Raw genomic sequence first — 21,702 nt, 5'->3', positions numbered from 1 at the left:
CCACACCCTCGAGGGGGTGATCTCCGCTTCGGGGAGGATGTACTCCCCCTCTGTGGGGGGTGAGCATCAGTGGGGTCGTCCTAACATGCGTATCCACAGTCGATTTCGCCCGCACCACCGGGCGCCGAAGAATGTGGAGTAGATGCGCACACTCACCCAGATAGTCAGGCTGACCCTGGCCGCGTCGGCGGTCGTCGCTGGATCGCTAGCCGTGGCCGGCCCGGCTGCCGCGGTAGCGACCCCGGCCGAAGCCTGCGGCAACAACTACCACGAAATCGACAGTCGCCAAATCAAAGGCGCAGTCATCCACCTTCTGTACAACGGCAGTACAAACTGTGTGGTCACGGAGAAGACCGCGTATCTCGGGACAAAAACAGGCGTCTACGCCTACATAGGGACGGCCGACCAGACCGACCAAGACTTGGACAGGGGCGATTACGACTACTACGCCGGGCCGGTCAAGGTCAAAGCCCCCGGAGAATGCATTATTTGGGGTGGGTCCGCCAATCCGCCTACCGGGGGCGGCGACACGTGGCAATCCCAGCCTGAACACTGCAACTGAGCACCGGCTTCGGATTCGTCTGCGCGGCCGCCGAGGAAATGGTTGCGGCGGCACCCGCAGGTGGCGATAACCGAGTCGACTCCGCCCGGTGCGTCACGTCCGTACCTGCCTGCGGAGGAACGCCGTCAGCGGTGCGAGAACTGCCTGCGGATCATCGATGAACGGCCAATGCCCCAGACCCTCGAGGATATGAATCTCCGCCCCGGGGAAGTAGATTCGCTGCTGCTGGGCGAATCGCACGGGAATATACGGGTCACCGTCGCCCCAGATCACACAGACCGGGAGTGAGTCCCCGGCGAGTTCTGAGCTCATCTCCGGGAAGGCGCTGCGCGGATCGCGCGAATTGCGATAGAGCCGTAGCACCGCTCGCTGATGACCCCGATCCGCGTAGCGGCCGACCCGGTCGATATAGGCTCGGGGCAGTGGTACGGGGTTATCGCGATTGAGCGCGGCGTGCATGGCGCGTTTATTGCTCATCAACTGGAACAGTTCACCGAGTACCGGTGTCTGCCAGATCTTCGCGTACTTGTGCCAACGGTAGCCGTCGAGAACACCGCAGTTGATCAAGGTGAGGCCGGCCAGCCGTTCGCGGTGGTCCAGCGCCCACCGCAACCCCCACGGCCCACCGAAATCGTGCAGTACCAGGTGCACCCGTTCGACACCCAGCTCGTCGAGCAGCAGCCCGAGGAACCGCGCATGCCCGGCGATGCTGTGCTCGAACGACGGCGGGCGCTCCGATTTCCCGAAGCCCGGCATGTCCATGGCGATCACCCGCGCGAACTCCGCGACCGCGGGCACCAGATCCGCCCAATCCTCCATCGGGCCCGGGTTGCCGTGCACGAACACCACGGCCTCCCCGCAATCATCCGGACCGCTGTCGTACACCGCGCAACGCACCCCGGCCACGTAATGATCGGTGACCTGCCGGGCCCTCATAGCGCGACCACCGTCAGCAACGGCTCCAAGCCTTTGAAGTCGTCCGCGTTGCGGGTGAACAGCGGGAGATCATTCACCGAGGCGATGGCGGCGATCATCAGATCCATTTTGCGCGGCTTGGGTTTTCGGCCGACCGCGACGACCAATTTCGCCATCGAGGTGAATCGTCGAGCCGCCGTGGACGAGAACGGCAGTGCGTCGAACGCGTGCTCGATCTCCAGCAGTCGTTCGGTACGAAGCGCGAGCGTTTCCGCGTCCGATGCCATCGCTACGCCCAGGCCGAGCTCCGCGAGCGTCACCGTGCTGATTCTCGGTTGGATCGGAAGGTCCGCATCGTCGATGACGGTCGAGTCGATCAGCACACAGGTATCCAGCAGGCCGACGGGATGTCGAAACTTCGCCGCCGGCTCAGTCATCCAGCCTGTCCGCTCCGAACGAGGCCTCGATTTCCGCACGTTCATCCGCGGCGCTCGAGGTTCCCGCGAACCTGGAGAGCCGCTTTTTCAGTTCGGTGGTCGTCAGATCGTGCCGCGGTGTGATGGGACGCAGTTCGCCGACAGGTCGGCCGTTGCGGGTGATGACAAAATCCTCACCCGCCTCCAGCGCATCCATCACGCCCGCGCTGCCGTTCCGTAGCTCGGCTTGGCTGATTGTCCGCGTCATACGCTCAATATAGCGACAGGCGCTATCTGATGCTATGCCGCGGCCGACTGACTACACAATCAGAGCATGCAGCTCACGCAGCCCTCGACCTCGGTGCCCTCCAGCGCCATCTGCCGGAGGCGGATGTAGTAGAGGGTTTTGATGCCCTTGCGCCAGGCGTAGATCTGGGCCCGGTTCAGGTCGCGGGTGGTGGCCGTGTCCTTGAAGAAGAGGGTCAGCGACAGGCCCTGGTCCACGTGCTGGGTGGCGGCGGCGTAGGTGTCGATGATCTTCTCGTAGCCGATCTCGTACGCGTCCTGGTAGTAGTCCAGGTTGTCGTTGGTCATATACGGGGCCGGGTAGTAGACGCGGCCGATCTTGCCTTCCTTGCGGATCTCGATCTTCGATGCCACCGGGTGGATGGAGCTGGTGGAGTGGTTGATATAGGAGATCGAACCGGTCGGCGGGACGGCCTGCAGGTTCTGGTTGTAGATGCCGTGTTCCATGACCACGGCCTTCAGCTGCCGCCAATCGTCCTGAGTCGGGATGTGGATACCGGCGTCGGCGAACAGTTTCGCCACCCGCTCGGTCCGCGGTTCCCACACTCCGTCGGTGTACTTGTCGAAGTATTCACCGCTGGCGTACTTCGACTCCGGGAACCCGCCGAAGGACGTACCACGTTCCCGCGCAATCAGATTCGATGCGCGCAGGGCATGGTAGACCACCGTGTAGAAGTAGATATTGGTGAAATCCAGGCCCTCGTCGGACCCGTAGTGGATCCGCTCCCGCGCCAGGAAGCCGTGCAGGTTCATCTGGCCCAGGCCGATGGCGTGTGAGGAATTGTTGCCCTGTTCGATCGAGGGCACCGAGTGGATATGGGTCTGATCGGAGACGGCGGTGAGCCCCCGGATGGCGACCTCGATGGTGCGGGCGAAATCCGGGGAGTCCATCGTCTTGGCGATGTTCAGCGAACCCAGGTTGCACGAGATGTCCTTGCCCACCCGGGCGTAGGTCAGGTCGTCGTTGTATATCGACGGCGTGGAGACCTGCAGGATCTCCGAGCACAGATTCGAATGAGTGATCTTGCCGGCGATCGGGTTGGCCCGGTTCACCGTGTCCTCGAACATGATGTAGGGGTAGCCGGATTCGAACTGCAGCTCGGCAATGGTCTGGAAGAACTCCCGCGCCTTGATCTTCGATTTGCGGATCCGCTTGTCGTCGACCATCTCGTGGTACTTCTCGGTGACGTCGATATCGGCGAACGGCTTACCGTAGATGCGTTCCACATCGTAGGGCGAGAACAGGTACATGTCCTCGTTCTTCTTGGCCAGTTCGAAGGTGATATCGGGGATCACCACACCCAGCGAGAGGGTTTTGATGCGGATCTTCTCGTCCGCGTTCTCCCGCTTGGTGTCCAGGAAGCGGTAGATATCGGGGTGGTGCGCGTGCAGGTACACCGCGCCCGCACCCTGCCGCGCCCCGAGCTGGTTGGCGTAGGAGAACGAATCCTCCAGCAGTTTCATGATCGGGATGACACCCGAGGACTGGTTCTCGATCTTCTTGATCGGCGCCCCGTGCTCACGAATATTGCTGAGTAGCAACGCGACCCCGCCACCGCGCTTGGACAGCTGCAGCGCGGAGTTGATGGAACGCCCGATGGACTCCATATTGTCCTCGATACGCAGCAGGAAGCACGAAACCGGCTCACCGCGCTGCTTCTTGCCCGAGTTGAGGAAGGTCGGGGTCGCCGGCTGGAAGCGGCCGTCGATGATCTCCTCGACGAGTTTGCCCGCGAGTACCTCGTCACCGGCGGCCAGGGTCAGAGCGACCATGCACACCCGGTCCTCGAACCGCTCGAGGTAACGCTTTCCATCGAAAGTCTTGAGCGTGTAGGAGGTGTAGTACTTGAACGCGCCGAGGAAGGTGGGGAACCGGAACTTCTTGGCGTAGGCCTGCTGGAACAGCTTCTTCACGAAGGCGCGGCTGTAGAGCTCGAGCACCTCGGGTTCGTAGTAGTTCTCCTCGACGAGGTAGTCGAGCTTCTCGTCCAGGTTGTGGAAGAAGACGGTGTTCTGGTTGACGTGCTGCAGGAAGTACTGGTTGGCGGCTTCGCGATCCTTGTCGAACTGGATCTCACCGTCCGGCCCGTACAGGTTCAGCATCGCGTTGAGGGCGTGGTAGTCCAAGACCTCACCGGCTTCGCCGACCCGCTGCGGGGGGTGCTCCATCCGGGCCGTCATACCTGCTGGTGCTGTCGTTGTTGCTGTTGCCAAAACAATCCCAATCCCTCTCGGACGCGGGCGACGTCCTCGGCGGTTCCCATGAGTTCGAAGCGGTACAGGTAGGGCACCCCGCATTTACGCGAGATCACATCACCTGCGAAGCAGAAGGTGTCGCCGAAATTCGTGTTCCCCGCGGCGATCACCCCGCGCAACAGCGAGCGGTTGTGCGGATCGTTGAGGAACTTGGCGACCTGGCGCGGTACGAATTCCTTATCGGAGCGGACCGAACCCAAGACGTGCCGACCGCCCCCGTAGGTGGGGACGATCAGCACGTAGGGTTCGTCGACGCGTAGCGATTCGGTGGTGTGCAGGGGGATCCGCAGGGCCGGCAGGCCCAGCTTCTGGACGAAACGGTGTGTGTTCTCCGAAGCGCTGGAGAAATAGACCAGCGAATGCGATTCGGACATCAACTCACCTCCCCTGTTCCCGAACCGAATCGGGCGCGATAGTCGCTCGGGCTGTGTCAGGCGGCGACTGTGGCCAGCGCCTTGATGCGGTCCGGGCGGAAACCGGACCAGTGCTCGTCACCGGAGACGACGACGGGGGCCTGCAGGTAGCCGAGTGCCATCACATAGTCGCGGGCATCGGCGTTCTCGGAGATATCGACGACCTCGTAATCCACCCCGGCCTTGTCGAGGGCCTTGTAGGTGGCGTTGCACTGGACGCAAGCGGGCTTGGTGTACACGGTGATCATTCGAGTCCCTCTCTCCTGTGCCTATGTGCGGTGTTTCGCGGTCTTCGTAGTGCCAGACCGCCGCCTCCGGGCCGAGCCCTCCGCGTGGCTGATCCGCAGCCGGTTGATCCGGGATACGGGGCGCGGTGCCGGCACGATCTGATGATCCTGCGCAAACTCCGAGGACCAGCCCTGAAACGCCACGTCCGGGCCGGTTCCTCCCGACTTCGGCGGGTGTCTCGCACCACCGCTTCGGGTACCGATGACACTACACCTAGTGGCCGACAGAAAGAAACGACACGAGATGTTGCGAGTCACAAGGATGTGATTTCAAGCCTGTAAGCCGCAGGACAGCGTAGCGACACGCCGATTTCACCGTGGTCCAGATCACAGTTTCGAGCCTCAGTTCCTTTTCAGCAAACGCAGGAGCACCGCGTGTCACACCAGTCGCCACAACCCCAGAAGAGCTCTCGAACCCCGGCCGGAACAGCGCCCGATTGCCACCCCGGCCCGGCACAAGCCGAGGGCCGCCCCGTCGATGACGGGGCGGCCCTCGCGAAGCCGTTATGAGGTCAGGCGTCGACCAGTTCACCGCTCGACGCGGTGACCAGAGCCTTCAGCGCCTCGCTCAGCTCGCGCTGGGTCTCGGCATGATCGCGCGGGTGGGTCGCGCCGAAGGTTTCGCCCCACGCCGCGTAGTGCAGATGCGCCGCGTCGACCACCTTGCCGCCGGCGATACCGACGGTCTTGACCGTGTCGCCGTGCGCCCACTTGCCGGCATTCGGGCTGATGGAGCCGCTCAGAATCGCGACCGGCTTACCACTGATGGCGCCGGCACCGTACGGCCGGGACAGCCAATCGACCACATTCTTCAGCACCGCGGGCAGCGTCCCGTTGTATTCCGGTGTGATCAGCAGCAGACCGTCGCTCGCGCCGGCCGCGTCGCGCAGCGCCTCGGCGGCGGCAGGGACCGAACCCGCGACGTCGATATCCTCGTTGTAGAACGGGATCTCGCCGATACCCTCGTAGATGGAAACGTCGACACCTTCGGGCGCGATGGAGGCCGCGGCCTCGGCGAGCTGCCGGCTGATCGAGGCGCTACGAAGGCTGCCGACCAGGACGACGATACGGGTCTGGCTCATGTTCACTCCTGCGGTACTAGTTATGTGATGATGGCACTGCCCAAGTTAACCGGACTACGGTCCGCTACATTCCCCGGAGGCCCCACCACCGCCGTGAACTACGACACACGACCGGGCCCGGCGGATCCCCGCAGCCCCGGCGATCCGACTCGGCTCCGGCCACCGCACACGCAGGACGCACTCCCCGTCGTACCCGTCCTGCCGGACCACCGGATCGGTCCGCAACTACCCGGCACCACCGAGCCGGCGGAACGAGCCGATGCCGCCCGCAACCGTAGACGACTCCTCGACGCCGCCCAGGAGCTCGTTCGCGAACACGGCGTGGACGCTCTCACCATGGACGCGCTCGCCAAGCGCGCCGGTGTAGGCAAGGGCACCGTGTTCCGTCGCTTCGGCAACCGCACCGGTCTGATGTACGCGCTGCTGGACCACTCCGAGACTCTGGCTCAAGAGGCATTCATCTTCGGCCCGCCACCGCTGGGGCCCGGCGCCCCGCCGGTGGAGCGACTCATCGCGTTCGGGCGGGCACGCCTGCTCGATATCGAAGTGGAAGGCGAACTGTACCGGGCGGCCGAACTGGGATCCCCCGAACGGCACTACAACAGTCAGCCGTATCGGGTGCTGCGAACCCATGTGGCGATGCTGCTGCGCGATGCCGCCACACCCGGCGACACCGGACTGCTGGCCGACGCACTGCTGTCCGCGCTCGCCGCCGGACTGGTGCTGCACCAGATCCGCACACTCGGCCGTACCCGCGAACAGATCGGAGACAACTGGGAAGCCCTGGTTCGCCGGGTCACCGGAGGGTCCGCGCAGTAGAGTGATCCGGCATGGGAAACCTGCGTGATCAGATCATCGCCGAACTGGGTGTGCGACCGAGTATCGAGCCCAAGGACGAGGTACGACGCCGCGTCGATTTCCTGAAGGACTACCTGCGCGCCACCCCCGCACAAGGTTTCGTCCTGGGCATCAGCGGTGGTCAGGACAGCGCACTCACCGGACGCCTGTGCCAGCTGGCCGCGGAAGAAGTGCGCGCCGAAGGCGGTAACGCACGCTTCGTCGCGGTGCGCCTGCCCTACGGCGTGCAGGCCGACGAGGCGGACGCCCGGGTCGCCATGACTTTCGTCGCGCCCGATGAATCCGTGGTGGTCAACGTCCGGCCGGGGGCCAACGCCGTTGCGGCGGAGGTCGCTTCGGCGCTGAAAGTCGGCAAGTTACGTGATTTCGTCCGCGGTAATATCAAGGCCCGCGAACGGATGGTGATCCAATACGCCATCGCGGGCCAGGAGAACCTGCTGGTTGTCGGCACCGATCATGCCGCCGAAGCGGTCACCGGTTTCTTCACCAAATACGGCGACGGCGGTGTCGACGTGACCCCGCTGACCGGCCTGACCAAACGGCAGGGCGCCGCCCTGCTCCAGGAGCTGGGGGCGCCCTCACGACTGTGGTCGAAGGTCCCGACCGCCGACCTCGAGGACGACCGCCCCGCCCTGCCCGACGAGGAGGCCCTCGGCCTGCGCTACAGCGAGATCGATGATTATCTCGAGGGCAAAGAGGTAACCGCCGAGGTCGCCGACCGGATCGAATCGACCTTCACCAACACCCGGCACAAGCGGGCGGTTCCGGTCACCCCGTTCGACGAATGGTGGCGCTGAGCGGCCGGTTCAGCACACGCGTCCGCCCGGGCGGCGAGCCACGGCGCGCAGCAGGTCGCGCACCAGCTCGGTATCCGGCCCGGCCGGGCCACGGAAACGTAAGCAGCCCTTACCCATATCCTGCCCGGCCAGGCGTTGCGCGAACTCCTCCCGGACGTCGTCTCGCAGCAGATAGAACGACAGATAGTTGCGCTGGACCGCGAACGCGATCTCAGCGACCCCGTCGAACTGATAGTTCGGCATCCCGTAGGCCATGACCTCGGTGCAGCCGGCCAGTTCGGCCCGGCACAGGTCGCGCAGCACCACGGCGTGCGAACGCCTGTCGTCGGGGAGTTCGGCCAGGTAGGTGTCGACATCGGGCGCCGCGCTCTTCACCATGCGCACCCTATTGGTGTCCGGCACCGGACACCTCGCTCCGGTTCCACGGGCCCGCCCGGCCGGACCTCGGACGACGAGGACGTGCTCAGCCGCCCGCGAACGGGGGAAGGACATCGACCCGCGGGGTCAGCGAGACCGTGGTGTCACGGGTCAGTTCGTCGCCCACCAGGTAGGCGCAGACCGCGAGCATCTTGTCCAGGTCGGGACCGTAGGTCGCGGCGAGGCGGGTACGCAGATCGGCGACGGTGGCGCCGGGCGGTAGGTCCAGCGATTCGGCGTCCTTGCCGACCGCGTCGGCGATGGCGGCGAAATAGCGGACCTCAACCACCTATGGCTCCCATCGTGCGTTCCGGTGGGACGAAGTCCGCGGCGTCGATACCGTGACCCGCCCATTTCTGCCACATCGCGCCGCGCCACAGCTGCGCCAGCTCCTCATCGCCCGCTCCCGCGCGCAGGATGCCGCGCAGATCGAACTCCTGGTCACTGAAAAGGCAGGATCGGAGCATACCGTCCGCCGTGAGCCGGGTGCGGTCGCAGGTATCGCAGAATTTGCGGGTGACCGAGGCGATGATCCCGACGGTGGCGGGGCCGCCGTCCACCAGCCAGGTCTCGGCGGGAGCGGACGGATCCGCGCGACCGGCGGCGGTGAGCCGGTAGCGGGCGCCGAGTACATCGAGCAGATCGGCGGCGGTGACCATATTGGCGCGCGCCCATTCGTGGTCGGCGTCCAGCGGCATCTCCTCGATGAACCGCAGTTCACAGCCTTCGTCCAGGCACCAGCCCAGCAGGTCGGCGGCACCGTCGAGAGTTTCCCGCATGAGCACCGCGTTCACCTTCACCGGCGCCAATCCGGCGGCGTTCGCGGCGCGGATACCCGACAGCACCGATTCCAGCCGGTCGCGGCGGGTGAGCCGGGCGAAACCGTCGCGATCCACGGTGTCCAGGGAGATATTGACCCGGGTCAATCCGGCGGCCGCGAGCCGGGCCGCGCGATGCTGCAAACCGATCCCGTTGGAGGTCATCGCCAGCGGGATCTCCGGGACGGCGGCGTGGCAACCGGCCACGATCTCCTCGAGATCGCGCCGCATGAGCGGCTCGCCACCGGTGAAGCGGACCTCGTGGATCCCCAGTTCACGTACCGCGAGGGTGACCAGGCGGACGATCTCACCGGCCGTGAGCAGTTCCTCCGCCGGAATCGCGGGCAGACCTTCTTCGGGCATGCAGTAGGTGCAGCGCAGCGAACATTTCTCGGTAATGGAAACCCGCAGGTCACGCGCGATGCGGCCGAAGCGGTCGACCAGCAGCGGTGTTTCCGGGCGCCCGTCTGTGGCGGGGCGCCCGGACCGCACTGTGGGTATCCCCATATCGACCAGCGTCACGCCTCCATTATGTACGCCGGCGGCGGGCGCGCACCCTTCCTCCGCGGGTTCGGTCCATAATGCCCGGCCGTGGATACCGCGCGGGCGTGGCGACAGTCCTTGTGAAGCGGTAACGGCGGCCGATACGGCGGCGCCCGCCCGGCCGCCGCCACTAGTCTGAGCGCATGATCTCTCGGCCCGCCAGTCCCCCGGTCCGGTCGGCGGACGACTACCGCGACACCATCGAACAGTTGTTGCGCCCGCTCGCCGCCCGCCCGGTCGATACTGTGCCGGTATCCGATGCGCTCGGCAGGCAACTGGCCGCCGATACGCGCGCCCCGATCGATCTGCCGGTGTTCCGGAATTCGGCGATGGACGGGTACGCGGTGCGGGCGCGGGATGTGGCCGTCACCCCGGTGACTCTGCCGCTGACCGGTGTCGTGGCCGCGGGTGACCCCGGGCTGGAGAAGCTCGCGCCCGGTACGGCCCGCAAGATCATGACCGGCGCCCCGGTACCTGTCGGCGCGGATTGTGTGGTTCCGGTGGAGGACACGACCGCCGACGCCGACGCGGTACGGATCACGCGCGGACGGGCCGCCGGGGAATTCGTCCGGGAACCGGGCAGCGATATGCGCGCGGGCTCCGAGCTGGTTGCCGCCGGGACAATGCTGGCACCGCGGCATATCGCGGCCTGTGCCGCGGCCGGGCTGGCGCGGTTGCCCGTTTTCGCGCCCGTCCGGGCGGTTGTCATCAGTACCGGCGACGAACTGGTCGCGGCGGGCAGTGCGCTGCGGCCGGGACAGATCTACAACTCGAACGGTATCGCGCTGGCCGCGGCGCTCACCGCCAACGGTGTCTCCGTGGTCGGGGTGGAACACAGCGGTGACGATCTCGCGCAGTTCCACCGCCTGCTGCGCCACGCGACGGCGGCCGCGGACCTGGTGATCACCACGGGGGGTGTTTCCAAGGGGGATTTCGAAGTTGTGCGGGAGGTGCTGATTCCGCTGGGCGGCGAATTCGGTTCGATCGCCATGCAACCGGGCGGACCGCAGGGGCTGACGGTGGTGGACGGCGTACCGGTGCTGAGTTTCCCGGGGAATCCGGTGAGTGCGGTGGTGTCGTTCGAGGTACTCGCCCGCCCGATCCTGCGCCGGCTGGCCGGGCTGGGACCGGTACCGGAATACGAATTGCCGCTGCTGGGCGCGGTGCAGCGATCTCCGGAGGGGCGGCGTCAGTTCCTGCGCGGCAAACTGGTGTGGAAGGGTTCGCGACCGCATGCGGTGGAAGTGGTCTCCGGGCCCGGATCGCATCTGGTCGCGAGTATGGCGGCGGCCGATGTCCTGATCGATATCCCGGCGGCGGTCACCGCGCTGCCGGCCGGGGCGACTGTGCGAGTGTGGACGTTATGAGCGAATTGTCGCATGTTGATTCCGGGGGCAGGGCCCGGATGGTGGACGTCAGCGCCAAGGCCGACACCACCCGGATCGCCGTGGCGGGCGGAGAACTGCGGACCACACCCGAGGTGATCGCGCTGGTGCGCGCCGACGATATGCCCAAGGCCGATGTCCTCGCGACCGCCCGTCTGGCCGGAATCTCCGCCGCCAAGAAGACCTCCGAGCTCATACCGCTGTGCCATCAGCTCGCGCTGTCCTCGGTGAAAGTGCAGTTCGGTTTCACCGAATCCACCATCACGATCGAAGCGTCGGCGAAGACCACGGGGCCGACCGGCGTGGAGATGGAAGCCCTGACGGCAGTCGCGGTCGCCGGGCTCACGCTGCACGACATGGTGAAAGCGGTGGATCCCGCGGCGGTTCTCAACGACGTCCGGCTGCTCACCAAAGAGGGCGGTAAACGGGGACACTGGACCCGGCCGGGCGAACCGGCCACCGGCACCGGCGATTCCACGCGGCGGGCCGTATCCGGCGACGAGGCAGTCGACGACACCGCGGTGGTGCTGGTCGCCTCGACCGGGACGGCCGCCGGAACGCGCACCGACACCACCGGACCGCATCTGGTGTCGTGGCTGCGCGACCTCGGCTACACGACGCGAGGGCCCCTGGTCTACGCGGACGCCGATATCGCCGAGGGCCTGACCGAGGCGCTGCGGACGCGGCCGGCCCTGGTGGTGACCACCGGCGGAACCGGGGCGTCACCCACCGACCGGACCCCGGAAGCCACCGCGGCACTGCTGGACCGGGAACTGCCCGGAGTAGCCGAGGCCATCCGGCAGCGGGGCACCGCGAAGTTCCCGCTCGCGGCGCTCAGCCGGGGCGTCGCGGGGCTGGCCGGACGGTCGGTGGTGGTGAATCTGCCCGGATCACCGGGTGGTGTGAAAGACGGTATCGCGGTGCTCGAACCGCTGCTGTCGCATCTGCTGGCGCAGGTGGCGGGCGGCGGCGCGCACGAGAACGGCCACCGGGAACCGGATGTGAACAGGGGAAACGAGAGCGCTCATGCCTGAACTATCTGCGCAGCACCCGGAACGGGGCGAGACCGGCGGCGGGGTCCGGCTCGCCGAGATCAGCGACCGGCCATTGGATCCCGCCGTGGTGGACGCCGCGGTGCGCGGTCCGAGTTACGGCGCCGTGGTGGTGTTCACCGGGGTGGTCCGCGATCACGATGGCGGGCAGGCGGTCTCGGCTCTGGAGTATTCGGCGCATCCGGAGGCGGCCCGGTTCCTGCGCGAATGCTGCGCCGCGGTCGCGGAATCGACCGGTCTGCCGATCGCGGCCGTCCACCGGATCGGGGATCTGGCGGTGGGCGATCTGGCGATCGTGACAGCCGTGGCGGCCCCGCATCGCGCCGAGGCGTTCGCGGCCTGCTCGGCACTGGTCGACCGGATCAAACACGAGGTGCCGATCTGGAAGCGGCAGATGTTCGCCGACGGACTGTCCGAATGGGTGAACGCCTGCGGGTGACCGGCCCGCCGCTCAGACCGCCGCATCCTCCGGAACATAGCGCCAGACGGGGAGCAGGGCCTGTTCGTCCAGCGGTTCCGGGCCGGTGTGCACGGTCTCGCCCAACCGGCCGGCTACTGCCTCGGGATCCAGACCGGTGCCGATCAGCACCAGTTCGGAGTCCCCGGCGCGCGACCGGCGGACCGGTTCGAAGGATATCGCCCGCCCCACCAGGTGAACCGAGTACCGCTCGGCGCCCGGTACCGCGAAGGTCACGAAACCTTTGGCGCGGAACAGCCCTGCGGGCGGGTTCTCCAGGAAGTCGATCAGGCGGCGTGGATGCAACCCCGTCTCGGCGCGGAACACCGTGCTGATGTATTCGTCGTGCAGATGCCGGTGTCCGTCATCGTCGTGATGGTCGTGGCCGGAAAGCAGTTCGTCCAGGCTCAGCTGCTCCCCGGCCCGCGGGGCGTCGCGATCGCGCGTATCGAACAGCAGTCCCGGATCGATGCGACCGCGGGTGGTGGCGTAGACCGGCGCCCCGTCGGCGAGTTTCGTGATCTCCGACCGCAAGTGTTCCAGTTCGCCGGCGCCGAGCCGGTCGACCTTGTTGACCACCACCAGATCCGCCAGCCGCAGATGGCTCGACAGTTCCGGATGCCGGGCGCTGCTGCCGGCGAATTCGGCGGCATCGACTACCTCGAGCAGGCCGCCGTAGCGGATCCGGGGATTCTCGCTGCCCACCACCATCCGCACCAGATTCCGCGGTTCGGCCAATCCGCTGGCCTCCACCACGATCACATCGATACCGGCGCGCGGGTCGGTCAGCCTGGTGAAGAGCTCGTCGAGTTCGGATACGTCCACCGCACAGCAGACACAACCACCGCCCAGCGACACCATGGCGTCGACCTGCCCGGCGACCAGCATCGCGTCGATGTTCACGGCGCCGAAATCGTTGACCACCACACCGATCCGGGTGCCCCGGTTGTTGTGCAACAGATCGTTGAGCAGGGTGGTCTTTCCGGAGCCCAGGAATCCGGCCACGATCACCACGGGTATGCGCTGCGCCACCCGACCACCCTACTGAGTGCCGCGGGCCGCTTCCCACTCGCGGTCATCCGACAGAATTGATTACGTTTCAAATTCCGTATCCCATTCACCGGCTTTCTTCTTGGTGGAATATCGGAAAGAATTCCGATTCTCCGAAATCGGTATCACGGTTCTGGTAAATGTGCCGGGGAGATCGGGGGGATCTCGGATACAGAAGAAGTAGCGAACAGAATTACCGAGGAGTATCGAATGCGTGCAGGCACGTTGCTGGTCGCCACAGCGCTGCTGTCGGCGGCGACCGTGCTGGGCAGCGGTAGCGCGGCAGCCGAACCCGCCGATTTCATACCGAACGACGGCGTCTACCGGGTCGGCGTGGATATCCGGCCCGGGGTATGGGAATCGCCCGGTCCCGTCGACCCGGCCAAGGGCTGCGATTGGCGGCGCCTGCGGCTGCTCGAAGGCGACAACACCAATATGGAGAACATCATCGAGAACAACTACACGAAGCTGGGCCCGATCCGGGTGACGGTGAAACCGACCGACGCCGGTTTCACCACCAGCAATTGCGGCCCCTGGCGGATGGTGCCGCCGGCGCCTACCGGCTCTGCCGGTTTCTGAGCCCCGAAACCCCGCGAGCCCGGCCCCTGGTGATGGGGCCGGGCTCGCGGGGTTTCCGCTCGATCAGCCGTGCGCGCGCAGCTGGTACAACCCCTCGGTCTCGGCGACGACCACGCCGTCGACATCGGTGAGCACCGCGCGCAGGGTGAAATCGGCTTTGCCGTTCGCGGCGGCTTCCGCGGCGACCCGCTCGATCTCGGACTCGTCCAGTGTGGCCTGCGCCCGCACCGCCGTGGTGGCGGGTTTCCGGAACGCGATCCGCAGATCTTTCACCAGCGGATAGAAGGCCGCGGTATCGAAACTGGCCACCGCGATGGCACCACCCAGGATCTCGCCGACCGTGAACAGCACCCCCGCGTACATGACCCCGAAATGATTGCCGTTGCCCTCGGCGGGCACGGTGGCCGCGGCATAGCCGCGGCGCACCTCCTCGGCATGCACACCCATCCGGTGGGCGACCGGGATGGTCTGCTCCATCGCCGAGTTCACGATCTCGGCGATGGGCGGCGTGCGGGTATCGCTCATACCGGGGCCGGCCCTTCCGGGGTCACGCGACGGATTGTTTCGGATCGCCCGCGGGTTCGTGCTCGGCGGCATCGGGGACCTCTGTGCCGCGCAGCGAGGTACCGGCGGTCTCCCGCAGGAATGCCCAGGCGACCAAACCGATGAGGGCGGCGCCCACCATGTAGAAAGCGGGGAACAGACTCCACCCGGTGCCCTCGATCACCGCTTCGTTCACGAGTGGCGCCGTACCACCGAAGGCAGCCGTGGAGAGGTTGTAGCCGAGCGCGAAACCCGCGTACCGGACATGGGTCGGGAAGATGGCGGGGAAGGTCGCGCTGATGGTCGACAGCTGCGGGACGTACAGCAGGCCGAGTACCACGAAGCCGACGATCGCCCAGCCGGTGCCCACACCCATCAGCCAGTACATCGGCACCGCGAACACGGCCAATCCGACCAGCGAGAACAACCACATGGGCCGGCGGCCGACCCGGTCGGACAACCGGCCGAAGAACGGCACGCAGAGCATCATGATCACCTGGCCGACCAGCATCATGGCCGTGGTGGTGGACTCTCCGAGTCCGATGGTGTTCTGCAGGTAGGTCGGCTGGTAGGTGAGCAGCGTGTAGTTGGCCACGTTCAGCGCGACGACCAGGCCGCCCAGAATCAGTACTTCACGCCAGTAGGTGGTGAGCAGGACCCGCAGCCCGCTGTCGGGGTGCTCCTCCTCGTTCACCTCGGTGAACACCGGCGATTCGTCGAGCCTGGTCCGCAGGTACCAGCCGATGGCACCCAGCGGGATCGCGATCAGGAACGGAATCCGCCAGCCCCAGTCGTGCATCGCGTCCGTGCCGAGGATCAACTGGCACAACAGCACGACCGCCGAGCCCCCGACGAACCCGCCGAGCGTGCCGAACTCCAGGAAGCTGCCGAAGAAGCCGCGCTTCTTATCGCTGGCGCATTCGGCCAGGTAGGTGGCGGCACCTCCGTATTCGCCACCGGTCGAGAAGCCCTGTATGACGCGGAGCAGGATCAGCAGGATCGGTGCGAGCACCCCGACCTGACCGTGCGTCGGCAGGACGCCGATCAAACCGGTGGCCGCGGCCATCAGCAGAATTGTGGTGGCCAGGACCACCTTGCGGCCTACTCGGTCGCCGAGCGGTCCCCAGACCATGCCGCCCACCGGGCGCAGGACGAAGGAGATCGCGAACCCGAGCATGGTGCCCACAGTGCCGAGATCGCCGGGGAAGAAGGCGTCGGTGAGATAGGTGGCCGTCGCGGCGTAGACGCCGTAGTCGAACCATTCGGTGGCGTTTCCCATTGCCGAGGCCGCCACTGACCTCTTGAGATGCGGTGTTTCCGCGAGCTCTGGTGTTTCCGGTTGCTTACCGAAACTTGGTGCTTCCGGCTGCTGCTCCGTCACGGTCAGTCCTCTCCGGCGTACGCCGGCCGCTGTCGGCCCGGCCGACCTGTCGTATCGCACCCACCGGCGACCGGGTTTCCGGCGAGTATCGACTACAAACCGTTACCCGGCTTTTGCCGAAAGTAAACTCGGCTAACCTTCGGACCCACCGGGCCGGTAGCTCCGATCAGCTATTTACCAGTTTATGTGAAGCCCCTCACACCATCGCCGTTCCGGGTGGCCGACGCACCGCGACGACCACCCGGGAACCGGGCTGTTACGTTCCGCTCGAAACGTTCCGATCAGGACGTCGGCTCGCTCACGGCGGCCGGGCGCTCACGATGGTTCACTTCGACCAGCGGCAGCCGAAGCGCGGCCGGCGCCGATGCGGGCACAACCGGCGAAACAGGCGAAACGGGCGCAATCCGCCGGTAGGGCGATCCGAGTGGCGGCCGCGGATCGACCTCGCCTTTGTTCGGCCACAACGCGACGGCCCGCTCGGACTGCGCGGTGATGGTGAGCGACGGGTTGACGCCGAGGTTGCCCGATATGGTCGAACCGTCGATCACATGCAGTCCGGGGTGGCCGTAGAGCCGGTGGTAGGGATCCACCACACCCGACTCGGGGCTGTCGCCGATCACGCAGCCGCCGATGAAATGGCCGGTCATCGGGATATTGAAAACGCTACTGCTGGCGCCACCCGGAATTCCGTCGATTTTGCCGGCGACCCGGCGGCCCACCTCGTGCCCGGCCGGGACCCACGTCGGATTGGGGGCGCCCTCACCTTGCCGGGTGGTCATTTTGCGGCCGAACAGACCGCGCTTGGTGTATGTGGTGATCGAGTTGTCCACCGACTGCATCACCAGCAGGCCGATCATCTGCTCCGACCAGCCGTGCGGATTGTGCAGATGCGGGAGATCGCGGCGGTTGCGCCACATTTCACGGAACCAGAGCCGGCGCTTGGAGACACCCGGCTCCTCGTCGACCATAACGCTGCCCATCAGCGAGATCACATTGCTGCCCTTGCCGTACCGCACGGGTTCGATATGGGTGTCCTCGTCGGGATGGATCGAGGAAGTGATCGCCACACCCTTGGTGAAATCGCTGCTCTTGTCGCGGCTGCGAATCGCGAGCAACTCTTCGGAGTTGGTGCGCGAGAGGAAACCCAGGCGACCGGAGATATTCGGCAGCGAACCCGAATCGCGGAGTTTGTGCAGCAGCCGCTGGGTCCCGAGCGACGCGGCCGAGAAGATCACCTGCTCGGCGGTATAGGTGGTGCGCTTCTTACGCACCCAGCGGCCGGTCGCCACGGTCCGCACCGCGTACCCACCCTCCGGCAGCGGCCGCACATCGGTGACGGTGCTCAGCGGATGCACTGCCGCGCCCGCCTGCTCCGCCAGGTACAGGTAGTTCTTCACCAAGGTGTTCTTCGCATTGTGGCGGCAGCCGGTCATACATTCACCGCAGTGGGTACAGGTGCGCCGGGCCGGACCCACGCCGCCGAAATACGGGTCGGGCACATCCTCACCGGGACGGGCGTCCGGGCCACCGAAGAACACTCCGACGGGGGTGCGCTGATAGGAATCGGCCACCCCGAGTTCCTGGGCGACCTCGTACAGCACCCTGTCGCTGGGTGTGGTCGCGGGATTGGTTGCCACGCCGAGCATGCGCTTGGCCTGGTCGTAGTACGGGAGCAGTTCGTCCTTCCAGTCGGTGATATGCGCCCACTGGCCGTCACGGAAGAACTTCTCCGGCGGTTCGTACAGCGTGTTCGCATAGACCAGCGAGCCCCCGCCGACCCCGGATCCGGCCATGATCAGGGTGTCCTTCAGCAGCGCCAGCCGCTGGATACCGAAGCATCCGAGGTAGGGCGCCCACAGGTACTGTCTGGCGCGCCAGGACGTTTTGGCGAATTCGTCGTCGGCGAAGCGGCGTCCGGATTCGAGCACGCCGACCCGGTAGCCTTTCTCGGTCAATCGGAGGGCGCTGACGCTGCCGCCGAAGCCGGAGCCGATGACGAGGACGTCGTAGTCGAAGGTCTGGCCGGTACCGGGGGCCGTTGCGGAACTGGACATTCTTACGAGAATATGGCCTGGGTCACCCGGTGGGAACATACCCGCGGACACGAAATCGACATTTACGGCCAATCTCCGCGGCGATTCCGGTCAACGCGGAATGGAGCGGGCCGCAACCGTCGCGAATCCGAGCCATCGAATCGTCCATGCCCGGAACTCAGCCACCCGCGCCGACGACCGGGGCACGGCCGGCCGTATCGACCTCCGCCGATTCCTGCGCCCGGGCCGCATCCGAGGCGGAACGTGCCCCCGGCACACCGTGTTCGACCACGAAACTGCCGCGGGTCGTCACCGGCGCGCCACGCTCCCGTACATAGGGCACAACCCGGAAATCGCTGCGCCACAGTTCATGGTCCACCTCCACCCGGACGTAGCCGCGCTGGCCGTTGAAGAATTTCATATCCGGATTGGCGGCCAGCAGCGTACGGCCGCGTGGGGTCAGATCCGCGCCGTCGCGGCCGGTGGTGATCGAGGTCCCGGTGAATTCCGTGGCCACGACCGGGGCGTCCGGATCGCGGTAGTCGCCCCGGATATCGACGACATAGTTCTCGTGCCGGTCGCCGGTGAGTACCACGAGATCGGTGCGGCCGTTCGCCGCGGCCGCGGCCAGCACCGCGTCGCGGTCGGCGACGTAACCGTCCCAGGCGTCGGTCCCGACGGCCACCGGAGTACCCGGGTCGTAATCGGATTGCGCCATGGCGACCTGATTCCCGAGGATCTGCCAGCGCGCCGAGGAGCGGGTGAGGCCGTCCACCAGCCATTCCCGCTGTTCGGCACCCAGGATCGTCCGGTCGGCGGCAAAACGGTCCGGGCAATCCACGACGAGATTGGCGCCGTCTCCGCAGACCAGCGGCGAACGGTACTGGCGGGTGTCGAGCATGGTGAGGTCGGCGAGTGTGCCGAACGTGTATCGGCGGTGCATCCGGGTGTACGGCCCGGCGGGTAGCTGTTCGATCCGCAGCGGCAGATGTTCGTACATCGCCCGGAACGCGGCAGCGCGGCGACGCCGGAACAGTGCGGGCAGCAGATGGATATCGATACCCGCGCCCGGCTGGAAACCGGCCCAGTTGTTGTCTATCTCGTGATCGTCGAAGGTGCAGACCCAGGGGAACAGAGCGTGTGCGGCCCGCAGTTCCGGCTCGGCCTTGTACTGCGCGTACCGCAGCCGGTAGCCGGTGAGATCGGTGGCCTCCGCGCGCAATGTTTCCGGTATCGCGGTACCCACCCGGCCACGGGCCCATTCCATTTCGTAGATGTAGTCGCCGAGATGCACCACCAGCTCGATGTCCTCATCGCACAGATGGCGGTAGGCCGTGTAGTAGCCGGAACTCCAGTGCTGGCAGGAGACGAACGCGAACCGCAGCCGATCGATTCGGGCCTCCGGAGCCGGCGCGGTCCGGGTGCGGCCCACCGGCGAGATCGCCGAGCCCGCTCGGAAGCGGTAGAAATACCAGCGATCCGGGGCCAGCCCCCGCACCTCCGGGTGCACACTGTGGGCCAGTTCCCGGGTGGCTACCGCACTGCCCCGGGCGGCGATCCGGCGGAACTGTTCGTCCTCGGCGACCTCGTAATCGACGGTGACCGGGGCTCGTCCGGTCCCGCCGAGCCCGTCGGGGGCGAACGGGGCGGGGGCCAGCCGGGTCCACAGCACCACACCGTCGGGTAGCGGATCGCCCGAGGCGACTCCCAGGGTGAACGGATCGCCCAGCGCGCGCGGAGCCCGGAACGGGGAACTACTCACCAGACCTGCCCCGGCCAGTACGGCGACGGCACCGGCCGAACCCGTTTGCAGCAACCTGCGACGGGATAGGGGCATACCTCAGATTATCGCGCGCCCGGGGGATCCGGCGGCACGGTGCCGCGGCGGAACCGGAGCGTCGGTGCCCGCCCGGCCGGACTCCGTCGGCCGGGTGGGCGGGCACGGGCTACAGATCGGCGAAGCACACCACGAATCGACGCTGGTCGTAGGCGAAACCGCTATCCGCCGAGGGGCAGGCGTTCACGCTGTTGGTATCCGGCAGGATGCTGATCACCTGCACGCCACCGGGGGCGCAATCGGTGCGCTGCGGCTCGTCACCCGAGACGTCCACGCAGCTGCCCACCACCCAGTCGATATCGAGACACATGGTGGTGTCGGCGACGGTCTGGCTGGAATCGGAGTCGGCGGGGCAGGCCGTCCCCACCGGACCGACAGCGGACACCTTGTACCGGGATTCCGCAGTGCCACAGGGCGCTTCGGTGACTTCCTTCTCGCCGAATCCGCTGACACATTCCCCGGCCGCCACCTCGACCTTCGGCGGGGCCTCCTTCGCCTCTTTGTTGGCCTCGCCGGCGGTGCCCATAACGGTCGGCGTCGTGGTCGGGGCCGTGCTCGTCGGCACCGTGACAGACGGCGGGGCCACCGGCGCGGGAGACGTCTCGGTCGCCGGGCCGACCGCGGTGGTGTTCACCGGGGCCGGTACCGCGAGATCTCCGGTCGCCTCGTCGTCGCCACCGGCGGTGGCCAGCAGCGCGGCTATCCCGATCCCCAGCACGATCGAGGTGACCACGGCGGCAATGGCGATGGCCGCCGCGGTCGCCCCGACCCGGGCGCGTTTGTCCTGCTGCGAGAGCGGCGTACGCCCGCCGTCCTCACCTGGTGCCGGTTCGGTCACGGCTCGCCGCGCAGGACGGCCGTCACGGCGTCACTGAACGACTGTCCACCCATGATGGAACCACCGGCCACCGCGCCGACGACCAGGCCGATCGGCCCGGTGATGATGCTGAAGAAGCCGAGTCCGACGAGCGCGCCGAGCAAACCGCCCAGCACCGCGCCGGCGGCGACCCCGGCGACGTTCTTCTGCAGTTCGTCGGTGAGCCGGGCCATCGAGCTCACCGGCCGCATCTCACCGATGTTCTCGGCGGTGATGGTGGGGGTCAGTTCGAGAGTGGCGCCGTCGCCACTGATCTCGTGCGCGACGGCTACTTCGCTGCCGGACACCTGGTACTTCAGCGGTACCTCGGCCACGATCGCGCCGCTGACGGCCTTCAGGATGGCTTTGGTGCCGTCGGGGGCCAGTTCGAACAGGCCGTTCTCCACCTCGGTGGTGATGGTCTGGGTTTTCTGATCGACGCTGGTTTCGTAGGCGACGCCCTGGTCGACGCCCTCGCTCTCGAGGGCCGGAGCCGGCGCGGCCGGTTCGGCATGCACGGTCGCGGCCGAAATACCGACGGCGGCGATGGACAGAAGTGCGGTTGCGGCGAAAGTGCCGAACTTCATTACGCTCTATTCCTTCTCACATGGACCTCCCGGCCCCGGGTGGCTGCGATTTCACTTCGCGCACAGGACCATACCGAGATTCGGCGTGCACGTGCATATCCGAATTAAATAGGAAAATCAATCCTTTGAATTGCTGTGGAATAGCCGCATTCCGGGAGGAAATTCACCCCCGACCGCCCCGTGCAACGGGTTATACGCTTCTGCGATATCCGCCGCAGGCGATTTCGCGGGCCGGTAGCACTCACCCCGCAATCCCTACCGGCCGATAACGT

Annotated in this window: 24 protein-coding genes; 7 read left to right on the top strand and 17 right to left on the bottom strand. The window is 66.5% G+C overall.

The window, feature by feature from the left end; all coding sequences use genetic code 11:
* Positions 1 to 142 precede the first annotated feature (142 nt).
* Entirely contained in the window at positions 143 to 562 is a 420-nt protein-coding gene (locus ABZ827_RS10000) for a hypothetical protein (RefSeq protein WP_357235313.1), read from the top strand.
* Between the two features lie 93 nt (positions 563 to 655).
* Here the strand turns inward: ABZ827_RS10000 and ABZ827_RS09995 are convergent, their stop codons facing one another.
* The 7 genes from ABZ827_RS09995 to ABZ827_RS09965 form a co-directional block, all read right to left on the bottom strand.
* Entirely contained in the window at positions 656 to 1,498 is an 843-nt protein-coding gene (locus ABZ827_RS09995; protein WP_357235310.1) for an alpha/beta fold hydrolase, read from the bottom strand.
* Complete coding sequence (locus tag ABZ827_RS09990; RefSeq protein WP_357235307.1) at positions 1,495 to 1,914, bottom strand: type II toxin-antitoxin system VapC family toxin; 420 nt, start codon at positions 1,912 to 1,914, stop codon at positions 1,495 to 1,497. Before ABZ827_RS09990 ends, ABZ827_RS09995 begins: the two co-directional genes overlap by 4 nt.
* Complete coding sequence (locus ABZ827_RS09985) at positions 1,907 to 2,161, bottom strand: type II toxin-antitoxin system prevent-host-death family antitoxin (RefSeq protein WP_357235304.1); 255 nt, start codon at positions 2,159 to 2,161, stop codon at positions 1,907 to 1,909. The genes ABZ827_RS09990 and ABZ827_RS09985 overlap by 8 nt, the downstream gene beginning before the upstream one ends.
* Positions 2,162 to 2,220: 59 nt before the next feature.
* On the bottom strand, positions 2,221 to 4,368 hold the full coding sequence (gene nrdE, locus ABZ827_RS09980) for a class 1b ribonucleoside-diphosphate reductase subunit alpha (RefSeq protein WP_357235301.1): 2,148 nt from the start codon (positions 4,366 to 4,368) through the stop codon (positions 2,221 to 2,223).
* Between the two features lie 8 nt (positions 4,369 to 4,376).
* Complete coding sequence (gene nrdI / locus ABZ827_RS09975; protein ID WP_357235299.1) at positions 4,377 to 4,829, bottom strand: class Ib ribonucleoside-diphosphate reductase assembly flavoprotein NrdI; 453 nt, start codon at positions 4,827 to 4,829, stop codon at positions 4,377 to 4,379.
* Positions 4,830 to 4,885: 56 nt separating this feature from the next.
* Entirely contained in the window at positions 4,886 to 5,116 is a 231-nt protein-coding gene (locus tag ABZ827_RS09970; RefSeq protein WP_357235296.1) for a redoxin NrdH, read from the bottom strand.
* Positions 5,117 to 5,667: 551 nt separating this feature from the next.
* Entirely contained in the window at positions 5,668 to 6,237 is a 570-nt protein-coding gene (locus ABZ827_RS09965) for an NAD(P)H-dependent oxidoreductase (protein WP_357235293.1), read from the bottom strand.
* A 213-nt stretch (positions 6,238 to 6,450) separates the two neighbouring features.
* Here ABZ827_RS09965 and ABZ827_RS09960 point away from each other — a divergent pair, with 213 nt between their 5' ends.
* Both ABZ827_RS09960 and nadE read left to right on the top strand, forming a co-directional pair.
* A complete protein-coding gene (locus ABZ827_RS09960) occupies positions 6,451 to 7,056 on the top strand; it encodes a helix-turn-helix domain-containing protein (protein WP_357235911.1) in 606 nt (201 codons plus the stop codon).
* An 11-nt stretch (positions 7,057 to 7,067) separates the two neighbouring features.
* Positions 7,068 to 7,892: an ammonia-dependent NAD(+) synthetase gene (gene nadE / locus ABZ827_RS09955; protein WP_357235290.1), complete on the top strand. Its 825-nt coding sequence runs from the start codon at positions 7,068 to 7,070 to the stop codon at positions 7,890 to 7,892.
* A 9-nt stretch (positions 7,893 to 7,901) separates the two neighbouring features.
* Here the strand turns inward: nadE and ABZ827_RS09950 are convergent, their stop codons facing one another.
* The 3 genes from ABZ827_RS09950 to moaA form a co-directional block, all read right to left on the bottom strand.
* Positions 7,902 to 8,294, bottom strand: a complete 393-nt coding sequence (locus ABZ827_RS09950) for a DUF1801 domain-containing protein (RefSeq protein ID WP_357235287.1) — start codon at positions 8,292 to 8,294, stop codon at positions 7,902 to 7,904.
* A 61-nt stretch (positions 8,295 to 8,355) separates the two neighbouring features.
* On the bottom strand, positions 8,356 to 8,598 hold the full coding sequence (locus ABZ827_RS09945; RefSeq protein WP_357235284.1) for a MoaD/ThiS family protein: 243 nt from the start codon (positions 8,596 to 8,598) through the stop codon (positions 8,356 to 8,358).
* Positions 8,591 to 9,649 (bottom strand): GTP 3',8-cyclase MoaA, encoded by a 1,059-nt coding sequence (gene moaA / locus ABZ827_RS09940; RefSeq protein ID WP_357235281.1) that lies wholly within the window; start codon positions 9,647 to 9,649, stop codon positions 8,591 to 8,593. Before moaA ends, ABZ827_RS09945 begins: the two co-directional genes overlap by 8 nt.
* A 164-nt stretch (positions 9,650 to 9,813) precedes the next feature.
* On the opposite strand from moaA, the gene glp reads away from it, so the two are divergent.
* From glp to ABZ827_RS09925, 3 genes are read left to right on the top strand one after another with little or no spacing between them, the layout of a single operon-like run.
* Complete coding sequence (glp, locus tag ABZ827_RS09935) at positions 9,814 to 11,037, top strand: gephyrin-like molybdotransferase Glp (RefSeq protein ID WP_357235278.1); 1,224 nt, start codon at positions 9,814 to 9,816, stop codon at positions 11,035 to 11,037.
* Positions 11,034 to 12,089: a bifunctional molybdenum cofactor biosynthesis protein MoaC/MoaB gene (moaCB, locus tag ABZ827_RS09930; protein WP_357235275.1), complete on the top strand. Its 1,056-nt coding sequence runs from the start codon at positions 11,034 to 11,036 to the stop codon at positions 12,087 to 12,089. Before glp ends, moaCB begins: the two co-directional genes overlap by 4 nt.
* The gene (locus tag ABZ827_RS09925; RefSeq protein ID WP_357235272.1) at positions 12,082 to 12,546 is read left to right on the top strand and encodes a molybdenum cofactor biosynthesis protein MoaE; all 465 of its coding nucleotides are present in this window, start codon (positions 12,082 to 12,084) and stop codon (positions 12,544 to 12,546) included. Before moaCB ends, ABZ827_RS09925 begins: the two co-directional genes overlap by 8 nt.
* Positions 12,547 to 12,558: 12 nt before the next feature.
* Here ABZ827_RS09925 and ABZ827_RS09920 read toward each other — a convergent pair whose 3' ends face one another.
* Positions 12,559 to 13,596, bottom strand: a complete 1,038-nt coding sequence (locus ABZ827_RS09920) for a CobW family GTP-binding protein (RefSeq protein WP_357235270.1) — start codon at positions 13,594 to 13,596, stop codon at positions 12,559 to 12,561.
* A 228-nt stretch (positions 13,597 to 13,824) separates the two neighbouring features.
* Between ABZ827_RS09920 and ABZ827_RS09915 the strand changes: the two genes are divergently transcribed.
* A complete protein-coding gene (locus ABZ827_RS09915) occupies positions 13,825 to 14,193 on the top strand; it encodes a hypothetical protein (protein WP_357235268.1) in 369 nt (122 codons plus the stop codon).
* Between the two features lie 63 nt (positions 14,194 to 14,256).
* Here ABZ827_RS09915 and ABZ827_RS09910 read toward each other — a convergent pair whose 3' ends face one another.
* The 6 genes from ABZ827_RS09910 to ABZ827_RS09885 all read right to left on the bottom strand — a co-directional run bounded on the left by ABZ827_RS09910 (position 14,257) and on the right by ABZ827_RS09885 (position 21,430).
* Positions 14,257 to 14,718, bottom strand: coding sequence for a YiiD C-terminal domain-containing protein (locus ABZ827_RS09910; RefSeq protein WP_357235265.1), 462 nt, complete (start codon positions 14,716 to 14,718; stop codon positions 14,257 to 14,259).
* 22 nt (positions 14,719 to 14,740) lie between these two features.
* Positions 14,741 to 16,015, bottom strand: coding sequence for an MFS transporter (locus ABZ827_RS09905; protein WP_357235908.1), 1,275 nt, complete (start codon positions 16,013 to 16,015; stop codon positions 14,741 to 14,743).
* Positions 16,016 to 16,398: 383 nt separating this feature from the next.
* The gene (locus tag ABZ827_RS09900) at positions 16,399 to 18,171 is read right to left on the bottom strand and encodes a GMC family oxidoreductase (RefSeq protein WP_357235263.1); all 1,773 of its coding nucleotides are present in this window, start codon (positions 18,169 to 18,171) and stop codon (positions 16,399 to 16,401) included.
* A 157-nt stretch (positions 18,172 to 18,328) separates the two neighbouring features.
* Complete coding sequence (locus ABZ827_RS09895; protein ID WP_357235260.1) at positions 18,329 to 19,987, bottom strand: alkaline phosphatase D family protein; 1,659 nt, start codon at positions 19,985 to 19,987, stop codon at positions 18,329 to 18,331.
* Between the two features lie 109 nt (positions 19,988 to 20,096).
* Positions 20,097 to 20,825, bottom strand: coding sequence for a hypothetical protein (locus tag ABZ827_RS09890; protein ID WP_357235258.1), 729 nt, complete (start codon positions 20,823 to 20,825; stop codon positions 20,097 to 20,099).
* Positions 20,822 to 21,430 carry a hypothetical protein gene (locus tag ABZ827_RS09885; RefSeq protein ID WP_357235255.1) on the bottom strand — a complete coding sequence of 203 codons (609 nt, stop codon included), beginning with the start codon at positions 21,428 to 21,430 and terminating at the stop codon, positions 20,822 to 20,824. The genes ABZ827_RS09890 and ABZ827_RS09885 overlap by 4 nt, the downstream gene beginning before the upstream one ends.
* Between the last annotated feature and the right edge of the window lie 272 nt (positions 21,431 to 21,702).

Source organism: Nocardia sp. NPDC019395, from assembly GCF_040632335.1.
Taxonomy (GTDB): domain Bacteria; phylum Actinomycetota; class Actinomycetes; order Mycobacteriales; family Mycobacteriaceae; genus Nocardia.
The sequence above is the reverse complement of the archived record's forward strand: the minus strand, read 5'-3'. Positions and strand labels throughout refer to the sequence as shown.